General features: G+C 61.8%; 23 protein-coding genes. 5 read left to right on the forward strand and 18 right to left on the reverse strand.

What is annotated here, in order from left to right; all coding sequences use genetic code 11:
- Nucleotides 1–17 precede the first annotated feature (17 nt).
- The 11 genes from JQ587_RS19045 to JQ587_RS19095 all read right to left on the reverse strand — a co-directional run bounded on the left by JQ587_RS19045 (nt 18) and on the right by JQ587_RS19095 (nt 10,794).
- Nucleotides 18–578 carry a sugar transferase gene (locus tag JQ587_RS19045; RefSeq protein ID WP_212426246.1) on the reverse strand — a complete coding sequence of 187 codons (561 nt, stop codon included), beginning with the start codon at nt 576–578 and terminating at the stop codon, nt 18–20.
- On the reverse strand, nt 575–1,630 hold the full coding sequence (locus JQ587_RS19050; RefSeq protein WP_212426247.1) for an NAD-dependent epimerase/dehydratase family protein: 1,056 nt from the start codon (nt 1,628–1,630) through the stop codon (nt 575–577). The genes JQ587_RS19045 and JQ587_RS19050 overlap by 4 nt, the downstream gene beginning before the upstream one ends.
- Entirely contained in the window at nt 1,608–2,834 is a 1,227-nt protein-coding gene (locus JQ587_RS19055; protein WP_249154377.1) for a glycosyltransferase family 4 protein, read from the reverse strand. Before JQ587_RS19055 ends, JQ587_RS19050 begins: the two co-directional genes overlap by 23 nt.
- 53 nt (nt 2,835–2,887) lie before the next feature.
- Nucleotides 2,888–3,970 carry a non-hydrolyzing UDP-N-acetylglucosamine 2-epimerase gene (gene wecB / locus JQ587_RS19060; RefSeq protein ID WP_212301251.1) on the reverse strand — a complete coding sequence of 361 codons (1,083 nt, stop codon included), beginning with the start codon at nt 3,968–3,970 and terminating at the stop codon, nt 2,888–2,890.
- A gap of 48 nt (nt 3,971–4,018) precedes the next feature.
- Nucleotides 4,019–5,287 carry a class I SAM-dependent methyltransferase gene (locus JQ587_RS19065; RefSeq protein ID WP_212301252.1) on the reverse strand — a complete coding sequence of 423 codons (1,269 nt, stop codon included), beginning with the start codon at nt 5,285–5,287 and terminating at the stop codon, nt 4,019–4,021.
- A gap of 110 nt (nt 5,288–5,397) precedes the next feature.
- The gene (locus JQ587_RS19070) at nt 5,398–6,432 is read right to left on the reverse strand and encodes a polysaccharide biosynthesis protein (protein ID WP_212301253.1); all 1,035 of its coding nucleotides are present in this window, start codon (nt 6,430–6,432) and stop codon (nt 5,398–5,400) included.
- Nucleotides 6,419–7,297 carry a dTDP-4-dehydrorhamnose reductase family protein gene (locus tag JQ587_RS19075; protein WP_212301254.1) on the reverse strand — a complete coding sequence of 293 codons (879 nt, stop codon included), beginning with the start codon at nt 7,295–7,297 and terminating at the stop codon, nt 6,419–6,421. Before JQ587_RS19075 ends, JQ587_RS19070 begins: the two co-directional genes overlap by 14 nt.
- A 25-nt stretch (nt 7,298–7,322) precedes the next feature.
- Entirely contained in the window at nt 7,323–8,105 is a 783-nt protein-coding gene (locus JQ587_RS19080; protein ID WP_212301255.1) for an AglZ/HisF2 family acetamidino modification protein, read from the reverse strand.
- 3 nt (nt 8,106–8,108) lie between these two features.
- Nucleotides 8,109–8,723, reverse strand: coding sequence for an imidazole glycerol phosphate synthase subunit HisH (gene hisH, locus JQ587_RS19085; RefSeq protein ID WP_212301256.1), 615 nt, complete (start codon nt 8,721–8,723; stop codon nt 8,109–8,111).
- Nucleotides 8,720–9,859 carry an N-acetyl sugar amidotransferase gene (locus tag JQ587_RS19090; protein WP_212301257.1) on the reverse strand — a complete coding sequence of 380 codons (1,140 nt, stop codon included), beginning with the start codon at nt 9,857–9,859 and terminating at the stop codon, nt 8,720–8,722. Before JQ587_RS19090 ends, hisH begins: the two co-directional genes overlap by 4 nt.
- Before the next feature lie 197 nt (nt 9,860–10,056).
- The gene (locus tag JQ587_RS19095; RefSeq protein WP_212301258.1) at nt 10,057–10,794 is read right to left on the reverse strand and encodes a glycosyltransferase; all 738 of its coding nucleotides are present in this window, start codon (nt 10,792–10,794) and stop codon (nt 10,057–10,059) included.
- Between the two features lie 180 nt (nt 10,795–10,974).
- On the opposite strand from JQ587_RS19095, the gene JQ587_RS19100 reads away from it, so the two are divergent.
- The 4 genes from JQ587_RS19100 (at nt 10,975) to JQ587_RS19115 (ending at nt 15,451) form a co-directional block, all read left to right on the forward strand.
- The gene (locus JQ587_RS19100) at nt 10,975–12,303 is read left to right on the forward strand and encodes an oligosaccharide flippase family protein (protein WP_212301259.1); all 1,329 of its coding nucleotides are present in this window, start codon (nt 10,975–10,977) and stop codon (nt 12,301–12,303) included.
- A gap of 45 nt (nt 12,304–12,348) precedes the next feature.
- Nucleotides 12,349–13,239 (forward strand): sulfotransferase, encoded by an 891-nt coding sequence (locus JQ587_RS19105; protein WP_212301260.1) that lies wholly within the window; start codon nt 12,349–12,351, stop codon nt 13,237–13,239.
- 113 nt (nt 13,240–13,352) lie between these two features.
- Entirely contained in the window at nt 13,353–14,240 is an 888-nt protein-coding gene (locus JQ587_RS19110; protein WP_212426248.1) for a GumC domain-containing protein, read from the forward strand.
- A gap of 11 nt (nt 14,241–14,251) precedes the next feature.
- Nucleotides 14,252–15,451, forward strand: a complete 1,200-nt coding sequence (locus tag JQ587_RS19115; RefSeq protein WP_212301262.1) for a hypothetical protein — start codon at nt 14,252–14,254, stop codon at nt 15,449–15,451.
- A gap of 25 nt (nt 15,452–15,476) precedes the next feature.
- Here the strand turns inward: JQ587_RS19115 and JQ587_RS19120 are convergent, their stop codons facing one another.
- The 6 genes from JQ587_RS19120 to JQ587_RS19145 all read right to left on the reverse strand — a co-directional run bounded on the left by JQ587_RS19120 (nt 15,477) and on the right by JQ587_RS19145 (nt 21,122).
- Nucleotides 15,477–16,304, reverse strand: coding sequence for an NAD-dependent epimerase/dehydratase family protein (locus JQ587_RS19120; protein ID WP_212426249.1), 828 nt, complete (start codon nt 16,302–16,304; stop codon nt 15,477–15,479).
- A gap of 39 nt (nt 16,305–16,343) precedes the next feature.
- Entirely contained in the window at nt 16,344–17,570 is a 1,227-nt protein-coding gene (locus tag JQ587_RS19125) for a class I SAM-dependent methyltransferase (protein WP_212426250.1), read from the reverse strand.
- Nucleotides 17,567–18,127 (reverse strand): dTDP-4-dehydrorhamnose 3,5-epimerase, encoded by a 561-nt coding sequence (rfbC, locus tag JQ587_RS19130; RefSeq protein WP_212301265.1) that lies wholly within the window; start codon nt 18,125–18,127, stop codon nt 17,567–17,569. The genes JQ587_RS19125 and rfbC overlap by 4 nt, the downstream gene beginning before the upstream one ends.
- Entirely contained in the window at nt 18,124–19,212 is a 1,089-nt protein-coding gene (gene rfbG / locus JQ587_RS19135; RefSeq protein WP_212301266.1) for a CDP-glucose 4,6-dehydratase, read from the reverse strand. The genes rfbC and rfbG overlap by 4 nt, the downstream gene beginning before the upstream one ends.
- The gene (rfbF, locus tag JQ587_RS19140) at nt 19,213–19,983 is read right to left on the reverse strand and encodes a glucose-1-phosphate cytidylyltransferase (RefSeq protein WP_212301267.1); all 771 of its coding nucleotides are present in this window, start codon (nt 19,981–19,983) and stop codon (nt 19,213–19,215) included.
- Between the two features lie 170 nt (nt 19,984–20,153).
- Nucleotides 20,154–21,122, reverse strand: coding sequence for a hypothetical protein (locus JQ587_RS19145; RefSeq protein ID WP_212426251.1), 969 nt, complete (start codon nt 21,120–21,122; stop codon nt 20,154–20,156).
- A gap of 211 nt (nt 21,123–21,333) precedes the next feature.
- On the opposite strand from JQ587_RS19145, the gene JQ587_RS19150 reads away from it, so the two are divergent.
- Nucleotides 21,334–22,674: an oligosaccharide flippase family protein gene (locus tag JQ587_RS19150; protein WP_212301269.1), complete on the forward strand. Its 1,341-nt coding sequence runs from the start codon at nt 21,334–21,336 to the stop codon at nt 22,672–22,674.
- 50 nt (nt 22,675–22,724) lie between these two features.
- On the opposite strand, the gene JQ587_RS19155 is transcribed toward JQ587_RS19150, so the two are convergent.
- Nucleotides 22,725–23,738 carry a glycosyltransferase gene (locus tag JQ587_RS19155; RefSeq protein ID WP_212301270.1) on the reverse strand — a complete coding sequence of 338 codons (1,014 nt, stop codon included), beginning with the start codon at nt 23,736–23,738 and terminating at the stop codon, nt 22,725–22,727.
- Nucleotides 23,739–23,817 lie beyond the last annotated feature (79 nt).

The following is a 23,817-nucleotide window of genomic DNA, read 5'->3' on the forward strand; positions in this document are numbered from 1 at the left end:
ACGTCGCGTGCGACGCCTCAGGTCTTGACGATCTGGTCGACGCCGACGCCCTGCCCGCGCAGCGTGGCCCAGATCAAGCCGAGATCGCCAACGAAACTTTGGGACTTCACGTATTGGGCATCGAGCTCGGCGAGCCGACCCGGGTCCGACATGTCGACGCCGCGAACCTGGGCCAGCCCGGTGATGCCGGGACGTACGTTGAACACGCCGAGCCTGCGTCGCGCCTCGACAAGCTCGGCTTGCGACGGCAGGCACGGCCGCGGACCGACCAGGCTCATGTCTCCGGCCAATACGTTGAAGGCCTGCGGCAGTTCATCGACCTTGAAACGCCGCATGTGATAGCCCAGTCGCGTGACCTTCGCCGCCGAGACCTGATGGGTCGGAAGATCGCCCGTGTCCGAGGCCATCGTCCGGAATTTGTAACAGGTGAATGGCTGTCCGTTCCTGCCGACGCGAACCTGCCGGAAAATCGCATCTCCCCGGCTATCGAGCCGGATGGCAGCGGCGACAATCAGGAAGATCGGCCAGAGCAGGAGGAGAAGCACTGCGCTGATCGCTACATCGAGCAGACGCTTCATCGTTGAGACGCCTGCACCATCGCGCGCAATCCATCTTTTGTTTGCACGCGAGGAGACCACCCGACGCTCTGAAGATCAGCCGAACTTGCGACCAGCTCGCGTCCGATGCGATCCCAGAGCCCGCGGCGGCCGGCAGCAAAAACCAGCGCTCGCACTGCCGCCGGCGGGATCGGAACGAGATTGCGCGTCCGCCCGGACGCCTCGCGCATGGTGCCAATCATTTCCGCCAGAGTGATCGGCTCGGGATCACAGACAATGAAAGTGCGATTGATCGTCTCAGGATTTTCGAGACAGAACGTCACCGCCTGCACGAGATTGTCGATCGACAACAACGAGCGGCGGTTCGTGAACGCCCCAAAGGGAAGCGGCAAAGGCAACGCCGCAATCTTCATCATCATGGCGATGTTGGCCTTCGCCCCCGGGCCATAGACGATGACCGGCCGCAGGATGGTGAACGGCACGCCGGAGTGGCGAACCTCCTCTTCCGCCGCAAGCTTGGCCCGGTCATAAGCCGTGATGGGCCACGGCTCGTCCTTCTCGGTGACAACATGGTCGGCGGCGGAGCCGGCCTGCGCACCAATCGACGACATGAAGATGATGCGCTTGATCCCGCGCTGCGCGCAGGCCTGCACCAGGTGTGTCGTCGCCACGCGATTGGCCCTTGTGTACTGGCCACTGTCGATGTGAGTGCGATGAGCAATCGCAGCGAGGTGAATGACAACGTCGATGCCATCAAGAAGTGGCGTCCAATCCATCTCGCGCTCGAGATCGGGCAGCTCCGCCCATTCGCTTCCCGGCGCATTGCTCAGGTCGGTCGGCTTGCGCGACGCCGCGCGGACGAAGTGACCGTCGTTTGCCAGCGCATTGGTCACGGCAGACCCTATGAAGCCGGAGGCGCCGGTCACCAAAATCCGCAACGACATCCGCTCACTCGCCCCAACGGTCGAAAGGACAGAAGATTCCGCTCGGCCAGAATGTTCCACTACCTGCACGCGGCCCGTTCCCGGACGATAATTCCAGACATTCTCATCATCCCCCCGGCGCCGGCACAACCGTGGATGCCACGATTTGCTGCGCCGCAGCAGCAGGTGAAAACATCGAGCGACCCAATTCCCGCCCGCGCTCCGACATGGACTGCCGCAGCGCTTCATCATCCATAAGTTGTTCTGCGAGCTCCTTCAACTCGTTGACGGAGTTCCCCACATACACCTTCCCGACCCGCTCGGTCTCGATCAACCTCATCAGGTCGGTGCCCGGATTGACGCGCGCCAGAACCGGCACCCCATATTGCACGTAGGAGACGAATTTACCCGGAATATTGTGCGTTTTATGGTCCGGATGCAGCGCGACCATGCCGACGTGGCACTGCGCCAGAAGACCCGGAATCTCGCTCGAATCGATTTCGCCGAAGAACATCGCGTTGCTGAGGTCGCGTGATGCCTTCTCGGCCTCGAGCCGGGCAAACTCGGTCCCGCGCCCCACGAACAGGAACCCGATATCCCTGCGGTCGCGCAGGCTGTGGATCAAATCGATGAAGATATCCATACCCTGGGCCACGCCCATATTGCCGATATAGACGAAGATCTTACGGCCGGCGAGCGGCGTGTTCTTCACCACGATGCTGCTGCCGATGTCGGGCGTCACCTCGAGCCAGTTGCGCAGCACCTCGATGCGGCGCGGGGGGCGTGCCCACTTCTTGAGGTAATGGAGATTGGACTCGGTCTGCACGCCGATCACCTGGGCGACGCTATACTGGAACGCCGCAATGGCCTTGAAGACCAGGTAGACCGGACCCCGCCGGACCAGGCCGAGGTCAACCGCCCATTCCGGAAAGATGTCGCGCAGGATGAGATAGGTCCGCGCCTTGGACGTTCCCTTCGATTTGCGCAGCAATTTCGCGATCAGCGGACCGAAGAAGATCGGTGGCGAATACCACACCAGAAGGTCCCAATTCGCCGAGGCAAACGGGCTGCGCCGGATGTTGAAATACATGGCGAAAGGCAGCCACATTTCGGCGATGGCGCGCCGGACGAACGAGGGCGAACGCGTCGGCGGGGCAGCCACACGCAACACCTCGACCCCGTCGAGCTGTTCCACAACCCACGGCTTATCCGACATCGGCGACGGAACGATGACCACCGGGCGATGCCCCTGCGCGGCAAACTCCCGTGAAAGATCCCGCAACTGCACCGCCGCGGATGTCCGCAGCGGCGGATAGTCCGTCGAGATCAGCGCAATCAGCAGGCCACGATTCATGTCATTGCTTCACAAGATCAGCGGCGGCGGGTCACCGCCGCTCGCTTCGAGGCTCAGAAAAAGTTCGTGATCTTGGTGCGGATCGCGTTCACCACCACGGACGAGGGCGAATAATCCTCCTCGAACTCGTAGCGCGCGCTCCAGGGCAGGCTGACCGCCAGCGTCACCGCCTCGACGATGTTCTCGGCCTCCATGCCTGAAACGATCGTGGCACCGCTTTCGAGCGTCTCCATGCGCTCCGTTGCCATGCGCAGGTTGACGTTGGGCACCTTGTAGAACAGCCCCTCCTCGGCCGCAGTGCCGGAGTCGGACAGCACCACGTAAGACTGCTTGAGCAACTGGTTGAAATCGTAGAAGCCGAGCGGCGCCATGATCCGGATGTTCGGCGGCACGTCGATGTTCTTCAGCTTGCTGGTCGTGCGCGGATGCATCGGGAAGATGATCTCGCGCTTGAGCCGCTGGTTGAGGACGCCAAGCGCCTTGAAGATGCTGGCGAGATTCTGCGGATCGTCGACGTTCTCGCTGCGGTGCGCCGTCACAAGGATGTAGCTCTTCGGCTCAAGGCCGAGGCGCTTGAGGATGTCGCTCTTCTCGATCTCCGGCATGAAGGCCCGCATCGCCTCGAAGGTCGTATTGCCGGTCACGATGATCTTCGAGGGGTGGATGCCCTCGCGCAGCAGGTTCTCGCGGTGATAGTGATTGTAGGGCAGCAGGATATTGCTGATATGGTCGATCAGGATGCGGTTGCGCTGCTCCGGCATGCGGCGGTCCCACGCACGCAGCCCCGCCTCCATGTGGAAGATCTTGATGCCGCGGTGAGAGGCAGGCAGCACGCTAAGGCCGCTATAGGTGTCGCCGAGGATCAGCAGGGCGTCAGGCTTCACCTTCTCCATCAGGGCGTCGGACTTCTTGATCACGTCCGCGACTTCGGGGCCGTAGCCCGACGTGTCGATGTCCAGCTCGTAGTCCGGTTTCCTGAGCTTGAGATCCTTGAAGAAGAATTCGCGCAGCTCCGGCGTGAAATTCTGGCCGGTATGGACCATCACATGATCGAAATTGTAGTCGTCGAGCTTCTTCAGCGTCGACCACATCTTGATCATTTCCGGCCGCGTACCGAAAATCGACATCACCTTCATTTGCGTGTTCCGTATAGCTTTCGTTGAACCGGTACTCGAGCGTAAGACCTAGGCGTTGGACGGCGGGAAGATCGAGACCTCTGGCAGCGGCAGGATCATCCGGCCGCCTTTCTCCAGATAAGCCGCGTTTCTCTTCCTGATCTCGTCGAAGAAACTCCAGGCGAAGACCAGGAGGTAATCCGGCGGGTTGTCGCTGCCGAGAATTGAGCTCGGATGAATCTGGAAGTGCGATTTCGGCGTGTAGAACCCCGCCTTCGCCGGAGCATCGTCGATCATGTAGTCGAGGTGGTCGTGGCTGATGCCGCACCACTGGATCATGGTGTTGGCGCGACCTGATGCGCCATAGCCGGCGATGCGCTTTCCTTCGGCGCGCAGACGGTTCAACAGCCCGATCAGTTCATCACGGTGAGCAGCAACCGTCGCGGAAAACGCCTGGAAGGTCTCGAAGCGATCGAACCCGCGCGCGCGCTCCTCCGCCTCGAGCGCCTTGACCGCGGGCGATACGGACGCGCTGTGCTTGCTGCCCTTCTTGCAGGTGTAGAAACGGATCGAGCCGGCGTGGATCGGGATCGGCTTGATGTCGAACACCATCATGTCGTAGCGGGCGAGATGGTTCATCACCGACAACAGCGAGTAGTAGTAGAGGTGCTCGTGATAGACCATGTCGTATTGCAGCTCGTCGATCACCTTGCCGAGGTAGTGCACCTCGAAGGCGAACACGCCGTCCGGACCGAGCGCTGCGGCAACCGCGCGCGTCGTGCCCTGGATATCGGGAATGTGCGCATAGACGTTGTTGGCCATGATCAGGTCGACGCCGCCATGCTCGGCGACGACGCTGCGCGCCACGCTCTCGGTGAAGTAGTCGTTGACCACCTTGATGCGCGAGTCGTTGATGGTTGCAACCACGTTGGAGGCCGGATCGACGCCAATCACGGTGCGGATGCCCTGGTCCGCGAGCGGACGCAGCAGCACGCCGTCATTGCAGCCGAATTCGAGCACCGTCGCCTTGGCCGGATCGAGGAAGCGCCTGGTGACCTCGCCGGCATAGTCGCGGAAGTGATCGCGCAGGGTGCCGATCGACGACGAGAAGTAGAAGTAGTCCTTGAACATCACGTCGGCCGGCACCTTGTCGGTCACCTGCACGGCGTAGCAGTCCTTGCAGAAGTGCAGGCGCATCGGAAAGGTGGGTTCGGTCGCAAACTGCTCAGGCTTGAGGAAGCCGCCCGCGAGGCCGACCCTGCCGAAATCCATCACCAGTCCGAGCCGCCGACTGTCGCAGAACGCGCAGCAAGGCTGGGCGGAATCACCCGGTTCCATCGCGAAAAGTCCCCTGTTCCCTGCCTTCGGCAGTGACCCTTGGCACAACCGTCGGTAACGGAAGTGCGAGGTAGCATAATCATTTCGTCAGGTCGATAACCCGGGAAAAGCTAGATCTCTGCGATTTCGCCGTCCGCGCCCCGCAGGTGCCGCTGGATGAAATCCAGCTTGAGCAGCAGCGCCTTGACGCCGGCAACGGTCAATCGTTCGGTATTATGTGACGTATAGTCGTCGAGGGTCGAAATCTCCCGCTGGCCGTCGGTGAAGTACATCGCATAGTTCAGATCGCGATTGTCGGCCGGGATCCGGTAGTAGCGGTCCATGTCCTGGACGCGGGCCATCTCCTCGCGAGAAACGAGCGATTCGTACAGTTTTTCGCCGTGGCGCGTGCCGACGATCTGGACCGGATTGTCGGCGTTGAAGAGCTCCTTGAGCGCCTGAACGAGGTCGGCGATCGTGGCTGCAGGCGCCTTCTGCACGAAGATGTCGCCCTGCTGTCCGTGTTCATAGGCGTGCAGGACCAAGTCGACGGAATCGTCGAGCGACATCAGGAAGCGCGTCATGTTCGGATCGGTCACGGTCAGCGGCTTGCCCGCCTTGATCTGCTGGACGAACAGCGGAATCACCGAGCCGCGCGACACCATGACGTTGCCATAACGGGTCGCACACAACAGGGTCTCGGACGGTGACTGCTGGCGCGCCTTCGCCACCATCACCTTCTCCATCAGCGCCTTGGTCTGCCCCATGGCGTTGATCGGATAGACCGCCTTGTCGGTCGAGAGCACGACCACCTTCTCGACATTGTTGGCGATCGCCGCGCTCATGACGTTCTCGGTACCGAGAACGTTGGTGCGCACCGCCTCCAGCGGATAGAATTCGCAAGACGGCACCTGCTTCAGCGCGGCGGCGTGAAACACGTAGTGCGCGCCCTTCAGCGCCTGATGAATGGAATCGTAGGCGCGCACGTCGCCGATGTAGAATTTCAGGCGGCTGTTGTTGAACGCCGTGCGCATCTCCTCCTGCTTCTTCTCGTCGCGGCTGAAGATGCGTATCTCCGCAACGTCCGTCGACAGGAAACCCCTGAGGATGTGCTGGCCGAACGATCCCGTTCCGCCCGTGATGACTACAATCTTATCCTTGAACATCGCGTCCCACCGAACTGAATTTGTCGCGGTACATTGCATCAACCAGCGCCGGCCAATCCGGCGGCTTGTATCCGGTCGCCCGCTCGAAACGGTCTGCGACCAGCGAGCGATCCGGCGCCGCTCGATCGTCAGCTATCAGATTGATGCTTTTGCCGTAACGTTGGGCAACCAGCAATAGCAGATCGAACTTCGAGATCGGCCGGGTCGCAACGTGATAGATGCCGCTAAGGTCCGGCCGCGGGATGACGACATCCCGGATCATATCCGCCAGCACGATGGTCGGGAAGCCGGAGAAGATCGCGCGTGTGAAGGCGCGACATTCGCCCCGCTGCGACAGGAACCATTCCAGCAACCCGCTGCCGCCTTGCAGCTCGTGGCCGATGATGGAGGTCCGCAGGGTGACGGCGTGCGGCGCGTCGACTTCGCCGAGAAACTTGGACGCCCCGTAGACGTCATCGGCATCCGGCACGTCGGCCTCGGTATAGGCGCCGCGGTGGCCCGCGAACACGCCATCCGAGCTGATCTGGACGAGACGGGCCCCGGCGCTCCTGCACAGATACGACAGGCGTTGCGGCAGCACCGCGTAGATCGCAACCGACCGCATGGGGTCGGCGGGTGCAGGCCGGCCAACCGCGATGCAATTGACGACGACATCGGGGCGCACCGCATCGAACAGCTCCGCCTGCTGTCCGGGATCCTCGACGTTGCCGACCACGGCGAGACGCCCAGCATCCAAGGGATCGAACAGCTTGCGGGCCGCGTCCTGCCGCACTGTTCCTGTCACCTGCGCACCGGACATCCGCGACAGGCTGCGAAACACCGCATTGCCGAGCAGACCGGTGGCTCCGAGCACGAGCACCTTCACGGCATGCTCCGTCGAGACCCGGACATCATGCGACCTGGACCAGGCTCTGGAGCAGCTGGTCGCGTTCCTTGATGGTCGGGTAATTCACCAGCACGGCGCGGTAGACGCCCTTGAAGACGAACAGGCTGCCGGCCGCGATGCCGATGACGCCGAAATTGCGGATCAGCTCCTCGATATGGGCGAGCGAGCCGGCGCCGCCCAGGATGGTGACCGGCACCTTCGAAGCTGCATTGATCTGCCGCGCGAGTTCGAGATCGTAGCCCTTCATCTGGCCGTCCTTCTCGATCGCGTTGACCACGATCTCTCCGGCCCCGAATTTTTCGGCTTCGGCAGCGACTTCGAGCATGGTCCGCCCGGTGTTGACCTTGGCGTTGTGGGTCCAGACCTCGTAGACACCGCCACGCGGACGCGGCTTGACGTCGAGGACGACGACGACGCTCTGGCTGCCGACCGCTTCGGCGGCGTCGGCGATCAGCTTCGGATTGGCGACCGCAGCCGAGCTGATCGCCACCTTCTCGATGCCGAGACCGATGATGGTCTTGACCTGCTCCACCGTCTTCACGCCACCGCCGTAGCAGAGCGGCATGCGAGATTCGACGGCGAGGTTCTCGAGCATGCGATAGTCGGGCTCATGGCCGCGCACGGTCGCGTCGATGTCGTAGACCGCAAGCTCGTCGACCAGTTTCTCGTTGAAGATGCGGACGACGTTGATGGGATCGCCGACATATTTCGGATTCGAGAACCCGACCGTCTTGACGAGGCCCTTGTCCTGGACAAGCAGCGAGGGAATGATGCGGGGGCGCAGCACGGGTCAAAGCTCGGCGAAGTTCTTGAGGAGCCGCATGCCGTAATTGTGGCTCTTCTCGGGATGGAACTGGACACCGTAGATGTTGTTCGAGCCCACGGCACAATTGAAGGCCATGCCGTATTCGGACGTGGCCAGGACGTTGTCATTGGAGGCGCAATCGAAATAGTAGGAATGCAGGAAATAGAAGCGGGAGTCCTGCTCGAGACCGGCGAACAGCCGCACGCCGTTCTTCGGCACCACGTCATTCCAGCCCATGTGCGGCAGGCGCGCCGGGCGCGGCAGCCGGCTCTCGTCGAAGCGTCGAACCCGCCCCTCGATCCAACCGAGCCCGGCGAGCTTTCCCTCGTCGCTCGAGCCGGCCAGCATCTGCATGCCGACGCAGACGCCGAGCACAGGAACCTTCCGATTCATCACGAGATCATCGACCACCCCGCGCATGCCCGAGGCGTCGAGCAGCTCGATGGCGTGGTCGAAGGCCCCGACCCCCGGCAGAATCAGCTTCGTCGCACCATCGAGGTCGGCAGCGCCGGTCGCGATCTTCGCCGGGACGTTCATCCGCTTGTAGAGATTGGCGAAGGCCTGGACGTTGCCGAGCCCGTAATTGATGATGGTGATCATCGGAAAATCCGGTTGTCCAATCCGAGCACGTTCGAGATCTTGGCACCGAGGGTGATCATGAAAAGGTTGTTCTTGTAGTCGTGGAACGACTTGTTCTTGCCGTCGAAGATTTCCTGGAATTCGGCAACGGTCCAGCCGAGCTTGGTCGCCACGTACTCGAATTCGTGGCGCAGCGTCTCCTCGTCGAGCTCGGGCTTTTCGAGGCGCTTGAGCGCTTCGTCACGCGTCATCTGACCGGTGAGGATCTCGCTCGAGAAATAGGCCCGGCGCTTGTCGTAGCCGAACTTCCGCGGGGTCCAATAGGCTTCATAGAAGCGGGTGAAGCGCGACTCGTAGTGCTTCTGCGGATAGGGCTGCCAGCCGAACTTCTCGGTCAACTCGCGGATTGCGTCCTTCTTGATGAAGGGAACGCTGTCCAGCAGCTTGATGACCCGCATGCCCTTCACCAGCCGATAATACAGCCGGTACTTCAGGATATCGCAGGTCGGAAACGTCTTGAGCTCGCGCGTGCCGAACTTCTTGTGGATGTCGTGCACATGCACCATGTCGGTCGAGAAATAGGTCCACTCGATCGATTCGCGCACGCACTCGGTCGAGTTGTTGCCGCCCGTAATGACGTATTTGAAGCCGTTCTTGGCGGCGAAATTGTACATCGCCGAGAACAGCGCCAGATCCTGCGGCTGGTCCTGGAAGGCGACCTGGGACAGGAAGAAGGCACGCTGCAGGTCCTTCATCTCCTCCCAATTGACCACTTCGGTCACGAGGTCGAGGTGCAGGCCTTCGATGATCTTCTGGATGTTGCTGACGCCAAGATCGGAGTTCCAACCGGTATCGCAATGGAACATCAGAGGCCGCAGGCCGAACTTTTCCTTGGCGACGTAAGTGACATAGGAGCTGTCGAGGCCGCCGCTGATGCCGATGATACAGTCGTGGTCGCGGCCCTTGCCTTCTTCCTTGATCTTCTCGATCAGCGGCATGATCTCCTGGGTGCCGCGTTCATCGGGATGCCAGTTCGGCTTGATGTTCTCGTGAAAATTGCAGCAGTACTGGCACCAGCCGCGCCCATCGAACTGAAGCGTCGAGTCGCTGGTGTCCATGACGCAATTTGCGCAGATCTGGTAGGGTCGGACCGCCATTCGGGAATGCTCTAAGAAACTCGTGTTCCGGGTTACGCCGTTTCGGATCGCCAGGGGACGTTGTCCCCTTTAGTCGGTCTGGCGTAGCAGATAAATACCTATTGCAGGCCGGACCCGCGCCTATTTTCGCGCCCGCGGCGTTATGCCCGGCTGGACAGCCGTTTCGGGGTGGGCATTCCACCCCCTCGACAGGGGAATCACGCCGACTGGCGGCGTCGCCCCGCCAACTCGGCCAGGCTACGAAGGAATATCCAGCGGGACCAGAGCTTGTGGGACAGCGGGCGATTCGACACCGTGCTGGTGGTATTGCTGCCATGCCGGCGCTTGCGGAGCGTCTTGTCGTCGATGTGGAGGTTGGAGCCGATTTGGTTGGCCGCCAGGGCAATCCAGAGGTCGTGGGACTCAACATAGGCCGGAATCGGCACGATTAAGGGGACCAGCCTGCGCTGAAACGCCATGGCGCAGCCGAAATAATTGGTCTTGCCGCGGAAAATCTCAACGATATTGCCCAAATGCTGTTTCGACGTCTGGGACGATACGCCGTCGAAAGCGACATCCAGTGGCCGCTCGTCCGCATCCATCCATTCGAAATTGCTCGACACCAGGGCCGCCCCCGACGTCTGCAGGCTCTCCACCATCCGTCTGAGCCGCCCCGGCAGCCAGATGTCGTCCTGGTCGGATAGAAAGATGATGTCGCCCCGGGCAAGCTCGATGGCTCGGCCGAACGAATAGACCTCACGTCGGTTGGCCGGGTTGCGATGGACCGCGATGCGGGTATCGCCGATGCCCTCAATGACCTCCACCGTGCGGTCGCGCGAGCAATCGTCGACAACGATGACCTCGTCGCCCGGACCGATCTGTTCGAGAATCGAGCGCAACTGCCGCTCGATATAGGCCTCGCCTTGATACGTCGCGATGCAGACGCTGACCGTCATTTCGGCGCCCCTGCCAGGCACGAAGCGCGGCTAAAACCAGTCCAGATCAACCACATGCACATCATCATCACCAGGACGCCATAATGCCCTAGCAGCTGGGCATGCAAAACCAAATAGCGATTGTTGGACGTCGACAGTTCCGTTAAGCCGTCCGCAGATCGTTGCAACGCAAATTGGCGAATGAATTCAGGCTTTCTGACCTCGAACTTGCGAAAGCTGGCGAACCGCAACGCGATCGGGGCCGCCACCGCCCTGACGATGCAGATCGCGGGCGCCGCATTGTCGCTTCTGGTGAGCCTGCTGCTGGCCAAGCTGATCGGGGCCGCAGGCCTCGGTCTTTACTTCCTGAGCGTGACAAGCACCGAGATATTTTCGACAATTTCGCGGCTAGGGCTGGAGACGTCCGCCCTGAAATTCATCTCGATCGCGAACGCCTCCGGCGAGCCAGGAACCGTCGCAACCGTGTATCGCAAATGCGTCGGGATCGCAGCGCTTTCGGCTGCACTGATGGTGCTTCCGGCCTGGCTGATCCTGACCTGGACGCCGATCGGCGCGAGCGAACACGCTGCGTTCGCATCGCTGGTGCCGGTCCTGCTGGTTGCCCTGATCCCGGTGACCGTTCTGTCCGTACAAACGGAGGCCTTCAAGGCGCTCGGACGGCCCGGGATCGCCGTCTTCACTCAAACCGTCCTGCCCCAGTCGACGCTGCTTCTGCTGTCGATGGTCCTGGCCTGGCAAGGCCTGGCAACGACCTCCAATGTCATCGCTTCCTACGCCTGCGCATTCCTGCTCGCGATGCTTCTTGCGCTGCTGCGCTGGAAGGCTGCCGTCAAGAACGTCTGGCGGAAGGCGAACTTCTCGACCGCGGTCCTGCTGCGTACCAGTCTGCCGATCCTCATCGTGACCAGTCTGAACCTCGTGATGGCCTGGACCGACACGCTTGTCCTTGGAATTCTGTCGACCCCCGACCAGGTCGGCGTCTATGGCGTGGCACTTCGCGTTTCCATGACGAGCGCCTTCGTTCTGATCGCGATCGGCAGCGTCGTCACGCCGCAATTCGCCTCACTGCATGCCAGTGGACGACATTCGGAGCTGGAAGCGCTGGCCCGCCGAAGCTCGTTTTGGGCCACGGCCATGGCGTCGCCCCTGATCCTGATCTTCCTGCTCTTTCCTGCCGAAATCCTTGGTCTCTTCGGCCACCAGTTCGCGGTCGGGATCTGGCCGCTCCGGCTGCTTGCTCTAGCGCAGTTCGTCAATGTTTCGACTGGACAGCTCACTTCCCTGTTGATTATGACCGGCCACGAGAAGCTCATGCGCAACAACATGATCTTCTCGGCGATCCTGAACCTGGCGGGCAATCTTGTGCTGGTCCCCCCGCTCGGCGCACTTGGCGCGGCGATCAGCACGGCGATCTCGGTGTCGATGATGAAGATCATCGCCTGGTGGATCGTGCGGCACAAGCTTCAGATCAACACGGTCGGTTATCTGAAACTCAATTCCTCGAAGTGATGCCGGCGGACGTGCCGGGCAGTCACAGGCAGACAGAGACACATCATGCGGAACCCCGTGATCTTCATCGGAATGCACCGTTCCGGGACCAGCATGCTCGGACAGTTGCTGGAAAACCTCGGCATGTTCTTCGGCACGCAGAAGGACGAGAACAACGAGGCTCTGTTCTTCCAGGATTTGAACGAATGGCTGTTGAGCCAGTGCGGCGGCCGCTGGGACTACCCGGCGCCATTCAACGAATATTTCTGGCGCAACGACGACATCGTCAAATGGAGCGACATCTATCTTCGTAACCTCCTGGCCAGCCCGCGGTCGATCCAGTTTCTCGGGCTACGACGGTTTCTGTCGGGACGGATCGATGGCCTCGACGGCCCCTGGGGCTGGAAGGACCCGCGCAACACCTTCACGCTCCCGCTATGGCTGAAGATCTTTCCGAACGCGAAGGTCGTCTCCATCGAGAGGAATGGCGTCGACGTCGCACAATCCCTGTTCGCCCGGGAGGTCAGACTTCTCAAGGAAGCGCCTGATTTTTATCGGCGCTACCGTGCGATCTTCTTCATCCATCCACGTCGCGCCGGCTTTGCCCACTCCCCGCGGTGCCTCTCGCTCGATGATGCGTTCTCGCTCTGGCAGGAATATACGACGCAGGCCGACGCCGTGACTGCCGGCCTGCCGCAAGAGCGCGTGCTGACGCTGCGTTACGAGGACGTGTTGGCCGAGCCCGTCAAATGGCTCACCAAGACCGCCGCGTTCTGCGATATGGATGCGTCGAACGCCCGGATCGAAGAAGCGGTCAAGAGCATCCGCGCGGACCGCGCTCAGGCCTATGAATCCAACCCCGAGCTCAAGAAGTTCGCGGCAGCGCACGCCGAGATCCTGGCGGCGCGCGGCTACGGAATTTCAGGCCTGGCCTCGCCCGCCGTCAGCAGCAAATAAGAGCCTGCCTCCGATCGGCGCGCGCCGCAGATAATGGACAGCTCGCGCCCTTTCCTGCGAGCATGTCGCAGCCACTTCACAACGATATGCGTTTGATTGATAGTGGTCACCGGATGGCCATCTCGCAAAAGGGGCTAAGCGAATTGACGGGATCTGGGGAGCCAATCGGCGGAAGCACGGAAAGGGTTTTCAGCCAGGAGCTGGTGCTCGCCATTGTCGACCACATTTGGCTGCTGGCAATTGGACCGATCGTGGTTGCCTTGGTCGCATATCTCGCCGCGTCGCTGGCACCGCATCAATATAGAAGCAGCGCCTTGTTGCGGATCGACAGGGCTACCGCCAAATCGATGGAGCAGTTTGTGACGTCGCCGCCCGTGGCGAACCAGATCCTCTCCAAGCACGGGGTCGGCGGCGATCTTCCCGATGCGCAAGCGTCGTTCCTCGCCCATCACTTCGGTCTCATCGACCCCGAACCGACGAGTTGGCGCGCCGGTGATCGTTTGTATCGCCTGGACGTCAACGATTCCGATCCCCGGCGCGCGCAAGCGATTGCGACAGATTTGATCCAGACATGGCTGGCCTCGACACATCCCCAGGGGAAAGCTCGCGCCTTTCTTGAAGCCCTGTTGGAGCGCAACAGGATTGCCGCCAACGAAAAAACGAAATTGATTGACCAGCTGGAAAGCGAGACGGCCAAACTCGTGGCGCCAAGCGGCGCGTCGGGCGAACCGGCGAGCTACCTTTCCGTCGTGATCGGCAGAGGCGAGAATTGGGCGGCGGTGGACAGGCTGATCGCTCGACTGAAAGGCGTCACCGCGGACGTGGTTGTCGTTCCACCCAACCTGCCCCAAGCCGCGATGCCGACGCGTGCGAGAGGCATCGCCGTACTCTTCGGTGTTGCGGCCTTGCCATTGTTGCTGGTACTCGTCCTCCTGGGACGGTACCTGGCACCGGGACGATCGCCGTATCAGCCCCTTCGCCGCTTTCGACCGATGGCGTGATCGGACGAAGCATGCTCAAAAATCCCTTCCTTGTTTACATAGCAGCATTCGGAACGGCGATCGCCATCTATCAGCTTGGCTGGTCCGATCTCTATCCGCCGCTGACGTGGGATCTTTTGCTGTTCTTCGGCTTTACGTTTCTCGCTTCTGTACTGCTGGCTCGCTTGATCGGGCCGTTCATCAACCAGACGCAACACTACACTCCCGGTCTGCTGCCCGGCTATGCCACGTTGTTTGTGATCGCAACCTTCGTCGGCGACGTCATGCTCGGTGGCGGAATACCGCTCATCTTCGTGCTCCGCGGAGCCAAATTCTACGCGATCGAGGCAAACGCCACCCACCTCCACGCATTCACACTCTGGAGCACGTTCTCGGCCATACGTTTTGCCGATTTTCTTTATTCGCGTCGCTATCGCTACCTGGCCGAAGCTGCATTGCCCGTGATCTTCTACATCCTTCTCGTCTATCGCGGGCCCGCCCTCATGTGCCTGCTGTCCTGGATGTTCGTTTTCCTGATCTGGAAAGGCAGATTCAAGCGCACGCACATCGCGTTCGGAACGGCGGCCCTGGTGCTCGCCGGCTACCTCAACGGAGTCATGGGCGATGTCCGATCGCCGGGACAGGAAAGCGTTGGTGCGCCATCGGCCGCGTTCCAGGCTTCAGGAGTACCTCGAACCTATTTCTGGACGTATCTCTACGCGACCTCGCCGCTTGCGAATTTTCAGCTTGCGGTCAGCACGGTCTCACCCGGGCAAGGCGATGTCCTCGAATTCATCGCCAGCGATCTGTTGCCCGACACCCTGTCCAAGAAGATCTTGCCCATGCTCAACGACAAGGTCCAGACCGGAAGCGGCAATCTTGCCACGCGAGACGACCTCTACAGCTGGGATCTGCCGCAGATCGCTCCCGGCATCAACATCGCCACGTTGTTTGGGCGATCCTACGGGTATTTCGGCTGGATCGGTCCGGTCATCATGTTCGCCACGCTGTCCGCGTTCATCATTCTCTACACAATCCTGATCCGCAATTCGCCCTATCGCGTGCCCGCGCTGGCGCTATTGAACGTTCTCGTCGTCTTCTGCTTGTTCAACAACATGCTGGCGTCCGCCGCCATGCTCCCGCAGCTCATATGGCCGCTCCTGATCCCGCCTTGGCGGCATCGTGAAACACTCGTTAGCGATCCGGCATCGGAGAAAATGCGCGCTGTCTGATCCAGAGCGAACGAGTCTCGCCGGGTCAGTCCGAACCCGGCGGCTCGCCCCAGAACGCCATCGGCTCGTAATCCGCGTAAGGCATCTCGCCGTATTTCGGCCTGATGCTCCAGCCGTTCTGCCGGATCCTGGTTTCAACGAACGCGCGAACCGAAACCGGCTGACCCGAGCAGACATTCACCGATCCACGCTCGGCCGGCTTGAGCGCAAGCGCCACCAGGCGGCGCGCAACCTCCTCGACCGGCAGATAGTCGCGCAATTGCTCGCCGCCCGACATCGGAAACTCCTCCCGCCCCGCGAGGGCTGCGGCCTTCAGTGACGGCCACAGCGACGTTGCCGGCTGATCGTCGCCATACATGTAGAACAGCCGCGCCCAGGTCAGGCGAAACGGACAGTCGACCTGCAGGGCCTGCAATCGCCGGCGAAGGGTGTCCTTGGCCGCGCCGTAAGGCGTGGTCGGATGCGTCTCCGCCGAGGCTGCCAGCGCTCCCGACTGCAGGCCATATTCGAGACAGGTGCCCGCCACCACGAGCGTGGATAGGCCATTGCGGACGGCATTCTCGAGCACGGCAACGTGGCGCGGTAACTCGGTCTCGACGTGATATTGCGAGCGATAATTGGGCAGACCCCCCCAGGCGAGATGCAGCCACACGTCCGGACGATCGAGCGCGGCAAAGCAGTCCGCCGGTGGATCGGCAAGATCGAGCGGCAGCCATCGAAGCTTTGCCGTCCCCGATTCCGGCAGCGCGCCTCCGGACCGTCCGCTGGCGACGACTTCGACGTCGTGACGGGCAAGCTCGGCCAGCACGTGCCGCCCGACAAAGCCCCGTGCGCCGGTAACAGCAACCTTCATCAGACCGTCCACAAGAGGCGCATCGTCGCCACCGCCCGCTCAGACAATATCCAGTGCCGGCACCGCCGTGACGAAACGAGCGTCGGACAAGCCCGCGCGGCGCAACTGGTCCATCACTTCGGATTTCAGATTCCACGGCAGGATCACGACGTAGTCGGGCCGCTCAGCGAGCAGCTTGGCTTCGTCGACGATCGGAATCCGGCTGCCGGGCATATACTTGTCCTGCTTCGCCGGATTGCGGTCGACCACATACGCGATGAGGTCGCGGCGGATACCTGCAAAATTCAGGAGCGTGTTGCCCTTGGCCGCCGCGCCATAGGCGGCCACGCGCTTGCCAGCGCGCTTCGCCTCGATCAGGAAGCAGAGCAGGTCGTCCTTCACCTTTTCGGCGCGCGACTGGAAACCGCTGTAGCCGGTTGCGGACGAAAGTCCGGCAGCGGTCTCGCGCGCCAGGAGCTGCGCGACACGGTCGGTGACCACATGGCTGCCGGATGCCGCGCGTTGCGTGAACACGCGCAAGCTGCCGCCATGGGTGGGCAATTCCTCGACATCGAACACCGCGAGCCCGTTGTGGCGGAAAATCTTCTCCAGCGCCGTCAGCGACAGATAGGAGAAGTGCTCGTGATAGATGGTGTCGAACTGGTTTTCCTCGATCAACCGCAGCAGATGCGGAAACTCGAATGTCGCAACGCCGCCCGGCTTCAGCAGATTGGTGAAGCCGGCGAGGAATCCGTTGATGTCGGGCACATGGGCGAGAACGTTGTTGGCCGCCATCAGATCGGCCTGCTTGCCCGCAGCCGCGAGCCGGGCGCCGACCTCGGCACCGAAAAACTGCTCCAGCGTCTCGATCCCCTTCTCGCGCGAGGCGCGCGCCGTGGAGGCGGTCGGCTCGATGCCGAGACAGGGGATGCCGCGAGCCTTCACATATTGCAGCAGATAGCCGTCATTGGATGCGATCTCGACCACATGGCTGTCGCGCCCCAGATGAAAACGCTCCACCATGTCGGCAACGTAGCGTTCGGCATGCTGCAACCAGGTCGTCGAGAAACTGCTGAAATAGGCGTAGTCCGCCGAGAACAGCTCGTCGGCCTGCGCAAAATCCAGCGTCTGCGTCAGCCAGCACTGCTCGCAGACCATGACCTTGAGCGGATACGTCTTCTCGGGCGCAAGCAGGCCTGCCGCGGACAGATAAGCGTTCGACGGCGGCGAGCTGCCGAGGTCGATCAGTTCGAGCTTGAGCCTGGCGGCGCAGTGCCGACAATTCATAGTGCTATTCCATCAAACGACGACGGCAACAGGGGATGGCGACGGTCGCGCTCTGACAACTCGGCCAGCGGCAGCGGCCACGCGATGCCGACGCGCGGGTCCTCAACGTGAATCGCGCCCTCGCTCGCCGGAGCATAGGCGCAACTGTGAAAATAGAGCAGCTCGCTGTCCGGCATCAGCGTCTGGAATCCGTGTGCGAACCCTTCCGGGATCAGCAACGCGCGGCCGTTGTCCTCGGACAATTCCACGCCGTGCCATTTCAGGAATGTCGGCGAGCCCCGGCGCAAGTCCACCGCCACGTCGAATACCTTGCCGCGGATGCAGTTGACGAGCTTCATTTCCGCGTGCGGCGGGTGCTGAAAATGCAGGCCGCGCACCGCGCCGCGCGCACGGGTCAGGGTCTGATTGATCTGGGCGATGGCTTGGCTCCAGCCGGCCGCAGCCAGCTCCTCGGCGCAGAACAGGCGGCTCAGAAAGCCGCGCGCGTCCGATAGACGGCCGCGCTCGACGAGCTTCAGGCCTGCAAGCGGCGTGTCGGTGATGACGAAGCGGCTCATGCGGACGGCCCCCGCGCGGCAACCATCTCGAAGTCCGCAATATCCTGCAGGCAGAGGCTTCGCGCGTCCTGCCGCTCCTCGCAGCGCCGGTACCAGGTCAACGTCCGTTCGACCGATTGTCCAAGCGGCCAGCGCGGCGCGATGCCGAGCGTATGCCGTACCTTCGCTGTCTCCAGCGCGAGCCAGCCGGCCTCATGAGGCCCTTCCTGTCCCCCTCCCCACGTCACCTCGCCCTTGCCGTAGGTTTGCCGGGCAAGCTCCACGACGTGGCGGACGCTGGCCGCTTCGGACGTGTCAGGACCGAAATTATAGGAACCCGCGAGGTCCGGGCTCAGCCAAAGGCGCTCGGCCAGCCGCAGATATCCCGCCAGCGGCTCAAGGACGTGCTGCCAGGGCCGGAACGCATCCGGCCGCCGCACGATCAGGGACTGGTTCGTGCTCCAGGCACGCACCGCATCAGGGATCAGGCGGTCCTCCGACCAATCGCCGCCACCAATCACATTGCCGGCGCGGGCCGAGGCCAGCGCCACGCCGGCGTTGGCAAGATAGGCATCACGATAACTGGCGATGACGATCTCGGCGGCAGCCTTGCTGGCGCTGTACGGATCGTGCCCGCCCAAGGCATCTGTCTCCCGATAGGGATAGACATGCTCGATATTGCGGTAGACCTTGTCCGTGGTGATTGCGACCACCACGCGAACCGACGGCGTCGCACGAACGGCTTCCAGCAGGTTCGCAGTGCCCTGAACGTTGGTTGCGAAGGTCTGCAACGGCTCGCGATAACTCGTCCGGACCAGCGCCTGTGCCGCGAGGTGCAACACCACTTCGGGCTTGGCGGCACGAACGCGCTCGGCGAGCAGCTCGGCGTCGCGGATGTCGATCGAATGACCTTCGATCAGCTCATCGATACCGGCGAGCTCGGCAAGACTGGGGGTCGTGGATGGCGGCAGGCTGACGCCGGTCACGCGGGCTCCGAGCCGGTGCAGCCAAAGCGCGAGCCAAGCCCCCTTGAAGCCGGTATGTCCCGTCAGCAGGACGCGCCGGCCCGCCCAGAATGAGGGATCGGGATTGATCTGCCCGGTCATCTACCAGATCTTCCACGGCGCCTTGCCGCTCGCCCACAGCTCTTCCAGCAAGTTCTTTTCCCGGAGCGTGTCCATCGGCTGCCAGAAGCCCTGGTGCGGATAGGCCATCAACTCGCCGCGCGCGGCAAGCTCGATCAAGGGCTGGTTCTCCCAGGACACCTGATCGTTGGCGATGAGATCGATGCAGGCGGGCGACAGCACGAAGAAGCCGCCATTGATCACGGCACCGTCGCCGCGGGGCTTTTCGGCAAAGGCCGTCACGCGATCTCCCGACCGCTGCAGCGCGCCGTATCGTCCCGGCGGAGTGACCGCGGTGATCGTCGCGAGCTTGCCGTGCCGGAGATGGAAGTCGATCGAACCGCGGATGTCGACGTCGCTGAGGCCATCACCATAGGTGAAGCAGAACGCGTTTTCGCCCCTGAGATGGTCGGCGACGCGCTTCAACCGGCCCCCGGTCATGGTGTCGTCGCCAGTGTCGATCAGCGTGACGCGCCAGGGCTCGGCTTTGCGCTGGTGAACTTCCATGTGGTTTTGCGTCATGTCGAACGTGACGTCGGACATATGCAGGAAGTAGTTCGCAAAATACTCCTTGATCACGTAGCCCTTGTAGCCGCAGCAAATCACGAAGTCGTTGACGCCGTGCGCTGAATACAACTTCAGGATGTGCCACAGGATCGGACGGCCGCCAATCTCGACCATCGGTTTCGGTTTGACGGAAGTCTCCTCGGAAATTCTGGTCCCGAGCCCGCCTGCTAGAATAACGGCTTTCACAAGTAGTATCCGGTTTGCCCTGATAGGGCAGGTAGTGCGTGGAATTGACGCGGATTGTCAATACCGGAACACTAATCGATGGTTCTGGTCAATGCACAGCTCCGCCAGCCATTTTTGGCAACCGGCGACCTCGATTTGCGGGCGCGGTGCCCGAGTGCGATGGGCTTCGATCAGTTGAATCTGGGCGGCGGTGGCCTGTCGTCGTCCCAGTTCCAGGGATGAACCCAGCTGAGCTTCTCCAGATATTGGCGATGGGCAGGGCCTGCCTCGCTGAAATTCACGGTGCGATTGTCCGCAACGATAAGGTTTTCCTGCTCGCCAGTCCTGAATGTGGAAGACGATCTCCATTCCGGAATGCGATAAACCCTGCCGTGCCGATCGATGACAACTGGCTGTAAGCCCTGCGTCAGGATCTGCTTCGTCATCGAGCGGCGGCCGCTCTCGAATCCGTAGGTGTCGGATTTCGATTTGAAGCTTGGCAATTCGAGGGCAAGGAAGCGAGCCCGATCCATCATGAACGCGTTCGTTCGAAGATGGGGGTTGGGAAATCGACCGAAGCGATAATACCTGACCGCGTAGTCGAACGGTGCGGAGAGATACAGCCTGGCGGCACTTGCCCTGCCCGCGTGAGCGGTGCCGCCCTCCGGCTGCACGTGCTCGACGGATTGATGAAGCGTGGCCGGCAAGCCCAGCATCCTTCGCACCAGGAAAACCACCGTCGCCTCCGGGCCGGCAGTATTAGCTGCCCAGGACCCCGTCGCACCGACCACTCCGACTTCAGGGCGGTCCAAGGCCCGATCGAAATGCTCGAGCCAGTTGTCAGCCAAAATCTGGCTGAACGTATTGAGGAACAAGAGACGGCGGTTGAGCACGAGCCTGGCTGCCTTCACGTACGCGCCAACGTCGAAGCCGAGGTCGTCGACCTCCACGGCGTTGATGGGAACGCCGGCAAACAGCGCATTCGCCCTCGCCAGACTTTGCTGATCAGGAAATCCCTTGAAGACGACAATCAGATCGTGATCTCGGCCGGCGGGATGAGCAAGATAGCTCTCCAGGAAGCGACGGACCGGTCGCTCTCCCTCGGCGAAGCGACAAAGATAGATGACCCCTACGTCCCGCACGGCCGTTCCTGTATCCATCGATGCGGCATCCCGCACCTCGCTGTTGACCTACACAAGAGGCGGACCATCGCCAACCCGATTCAGTGCTTGTCGGCGGTTTCTTACCCCCGTATGTTCCGCCGCGGACGATCTCAGAGACCGGCGTCAGCTCTCGGCTCTCGATTCTCAGCCATCACAGCGCAAGCCCAGGTGACGGACGGCCAGGACGCCGTCTTCTTTCCGGAGTCAAATGAAGACTTTTCGCCGGTACTTGAACCGCAACTCCATTGGGGCTGCCAGTGTATTTTCCGCGCTGGTTGCCGGTGCGGGCTTCTCGTTCCTGTTCAATGTGCTGCTTGCCCGCGTGATTGGCGCCTCCGGCGTCGGGCTCTATTTCATCTCGACGACCATTGTTGATATCGGGGCGACGGTCTCGCGCCTCGGCATGGAGAGCGCCGTTCTGCGCTTCACGGCCATCGCCAACACGCAAGGCGACCGGGCCGGCCTCGCGGCGCTCTACCGAAGAAGCCTCGGGCTCGCCGTGGGCGCCGCAATCATCATTGCCATCCCCGCATGGCTGATCGTTTCCCTGATCGGCCTCGGGGGAAACAGAGCCGGCGAACTCCAAGCCATGCTTCCGCTGGTGGTTCTATCGTTCGCACCCGTCGCGGTGCGGGCGATCCAGGCCGAGTTCTACAAGGGAATTGGCGCTCCCGGGACCGGCACCTTGATCCACTCGATGCTGCCGCCACTCGTGTTGCTGATCGGGGGCGTGGTCCTCTGGTATCTCGCCGCGATCGATTTCCAGGCAGTGATGATCACCTACGTTGTCGTGGCCTTTGCTTGCATGCTCGTCGGCTTCGTGCTCTGGAGCCGGCGCCGGCCCGGCATCTGGCGGCAGCAAGGCGCGTTCGACATACGGCTCCTGCTGCGAACCAGCATGCCGCTGCTGTTCGTGAGCTTTGGATATCTGGCGATGAACTGGACCGATATTCTTGCTCTGGGCAGCTATGCTGATCCCAGCGAAGTCGGCTTCTACGGTGTGGCGCGGCGGCTCACGATCCTGACGACGACATTCGTGATGGCGTCGGTGAACAGCGTTGCCGGACCGCAATTTGCGGCCCTGCACGCTCAGCACGACGATGCGGCGCTGGCACGGCTGGCCCGTCAATGCACGTTCTCGATGCTGGCGGCCACACTCCCGGTCATATTGGCTCTTCTGATTTTCCCGGAGATCGTTCTGGGATTCTTCGGTCCACAATTCGAACAGGGTGCCTGGCCACTGCGAATCCTGGCGCTTGGGCAGTTGGTCATGATCGCAATCGGACCGGTCGAAACGCTGCTCATCATGACCGGCCACGGCAAGCAAATGCGCAACATCATCGGGGCGACGGCCGTCGCCAACGTCATCGGCAATCTGGTGCTGGTGCCCTCGTATGGAGCCGTCGGAGCTGCTTCCAGCACCGCTTTCTGCCTCGCGGCGATGGATGTCGCATGTCTGTTGATGGTGCGAAAAAAACTGAACATCACGACATGGAGCGCCCGGGTCCGACGGCCGGACGGCGAGCGGCATTCAGCCGCCGCGCCTTAAAACTCGCCTTAGGGCTCCTCCCGCCAATTCGCGGACGAGCGCCCGTCGGCTCATTCCGCGTGCATCCAGAAGCGACGGTACAACTCCCACAGCGGAACCGCCGTTCGGCGCATTGGCGACATGTTGAGCGCCTCGATGAGCTTGAGCGGGAGCGACGCCCGGATCGAGGCAGCCATCGCGGGCTCGCGCTTGCCAAGCGATGCGACGAGCTTGTCCGCGGCCGCAGCATCGATCCTGCGGCCCATCTGGCACGCCTCCAGCAGCGCCAGGATGTACAGGTTTCGATGATATCTCAGCATGAAGCCGGCAGCGTGCTTCGACACCACGGCCTGTGCGTCGCTATCCGACTGGATGTAGACGTCGAGGAAATCCGCGAACTGATTGAGCCCGGACAGCAAAGAAGGCCAGGCCGACGGCTGCGTGGTCGATTCTTTCCGCGGGTGCATTCGGATCGCGCAGAGGTCGGCCGGATCGAACGCCTTGTAGCCCCCCTGCATCAGGGACAACCACAGGGCATCATCCGCGAAGAATAGCCGCTCGAAATGTGGAATGCCGCCGATCCGATCATAATCAGCCGATCGCATGACGACGCCGGTCCCGCTGACGTCGCGCTGGTACGTGAGCCGGCCTTCCAAATATTGCGCAGGGGTCTCTCGTTCAGGGACCGGGCGACAGGCGCGAATCGTCTGGCCGACCGTGTCGATGAAGCGAAAGCCGGTCTGATAGAGCTTCGCGTCGGGGAACCGTCCGATGGCGCGATTGATGGTCAAGAGGAAATCGGGATCGAGCAGATCGTCGTGGCCGATCAACGTCATGTATTCCCGCTTCTCGACCCCGACAGCCCGCGCCCAGCTATCGACGATCGAAAGCGACGACGACGACCCGTACAGCCGAATGCGACTGTCTCCCAGGGACCTCAGCCAGGGAACGGTGTCGTCGGTGCTCTGATTGTCCAGGACGATGAGATCGAAATCCGGGTAAGTCTGGGCCAGAATGCTTTGGACACAGTCCTGGACATACGGCCAGCCGTTGCGAACCGGTAGGATAACACTAAAGCTCGGCACACTATTGAATCCACGGTCGCGCGCAGCACGCTGCTGAGAATATCGCACTCAATCTCGAGCGTCTCACCAAAAGACCGCT

It is taken from the genome of Bradyrhizobium manausense, from assembly GCF_018130615.1.
GTDB lineage: Bacteria > Pseudomonadota > Alphaproteobacteria > Rhizobiales > Xanthobacteraceae > Bradyrhizobium > Bradyrhizobium manausense_A.

Excerpts from the sequence above, each read along its gene's own strand:
- JQ587_RS19045 (WP_212426246.1), bottom strand. The coding sequence starts at position 578 with ATGAAGCGTCTGCTCGATGTAGCGATCAGCGCAGTGCTTCTCCTCCTG.
- JQ587_RS19055 (WP_249154377.1), bottom strand. The coding sequence starts at position 2,834 with ATGAATCGTGGCCTGCTGATTGCGCTGATCTCGACGGACTATCCGCCG.
- wecB (WP_212301251.1), bottom strand. The coding sequence starts at position 3,970 with ATGAAGGTGATGTCGATTTTCGGTACGCGGCCGGAAATGATCAAGATG.
- JQ587_RS19065 (WP_212301252.1), bottom strand. The coding sequence starts at position 5,287 with ATGGAACCGGGTGATTCCGCCCAGCCTTGCTGCGCGTTCTGCGACAGT.
- JQ587_RS19070 (WP_212301253.1), bottom strand. The coding sequence starts at position 6,432 with ATGTTCAAGGATAAGATTGTAGTCATCACGGGCGGAACGGGATCGTTC.
- hisH (WP_212301256.1), bottom strand. The coding sequence starts at position 8,723 with ATGATCACCATCATCAATTACGGGCTCGGCAACGTCCAGGCCTTCGCC.
- JQ587_RS19090 (WP_212301257.1), bottom strand. The coding sequence starts at position 9,859 with ATGGCGGTCCGACCCTACCAGATCTGCGCAAATTGCGTCATGGACACC.
- JQ587_RS19095 (WP_212301258.1), bottom strand. The coding sequence starts at position 10,794 with ATGACGGTCAGCGTCTGCATCGCGACGTATCAAGGCGAGGCCTATATC.
- JQ587_RS19100 (WP_212301259.1), top strand. The coding sequence starts at position 10,975 with ATGAATTCAGGCTTTCTGACCTCGAACTTGCGAAAGCTGGCGAACCGC.
- JQ587_RS19105 (WP_212301260.1), top strand. The coding sequence starts at position 12,349 with ATGCGGAACCCCGTGATCTTCATCGGAATGCACCGTTCCGGGACCAGC.
- JQ587_RS19110 (WP_212426248.1), top strand. The coding sequence starts at position 13,353 with ATGGCCATCTCGCAAAAGGGGCTAAGCGAATTGACGGGATCTGGGGAG.
- JQ587_RS19115 (WP_212301262.1), top strand. The coding sequence starts at position 14,252 with ATGCTCAAAAATCCCTTCCTTGTTTACATAGCAGCATTCGGAACGGCG.
- JQ587_RS19120 (WP_212426249.1), bottom strand. The coding sequence starts at position 16,304 with ATGAAGGTTGCTGTTACCGGCGCACGGGGCTTTGTCGGGCGGCACGTG.
- JQ587_RS19125 (WP_212426250.1), bottom strand. The coding sequence starts at position 17,570 with ATGAATTGTCGGCACTGCGCCGCCAGGCTCAAGCTCGAACTGATCGAC.
- rfbC (WP_212301265.1), bottom strand. The coding sequence starts at position 18,127 with ATGAGCCGCTTCGTCATCACCGACACGCCGCTTGCAGGCCTGAAGCTC.
- rfbG (WP_212301266.1), bottom strand. The coding sequence starts at position 19,212 with ATGACCGGGCAGATCAATCCCGATCCCTCATTCTGGGCGGGCCGGCGC.
- JQ587_RS19145 (WP_212426251.1), bottom strand. The coding sequence starts at position 21,122 with ATGGATACAGGAACGGCCGTGCGGGACGTAGGGGTCATCTATCTTTGT.
- JQ587_RS19150 (WP_212301269.1), top strand. The coding sequence starts at position 21,334 with ATGAAGACTTTTCGCCGGTACTTGAACCGCAACTCCATTGGGGCTGCC.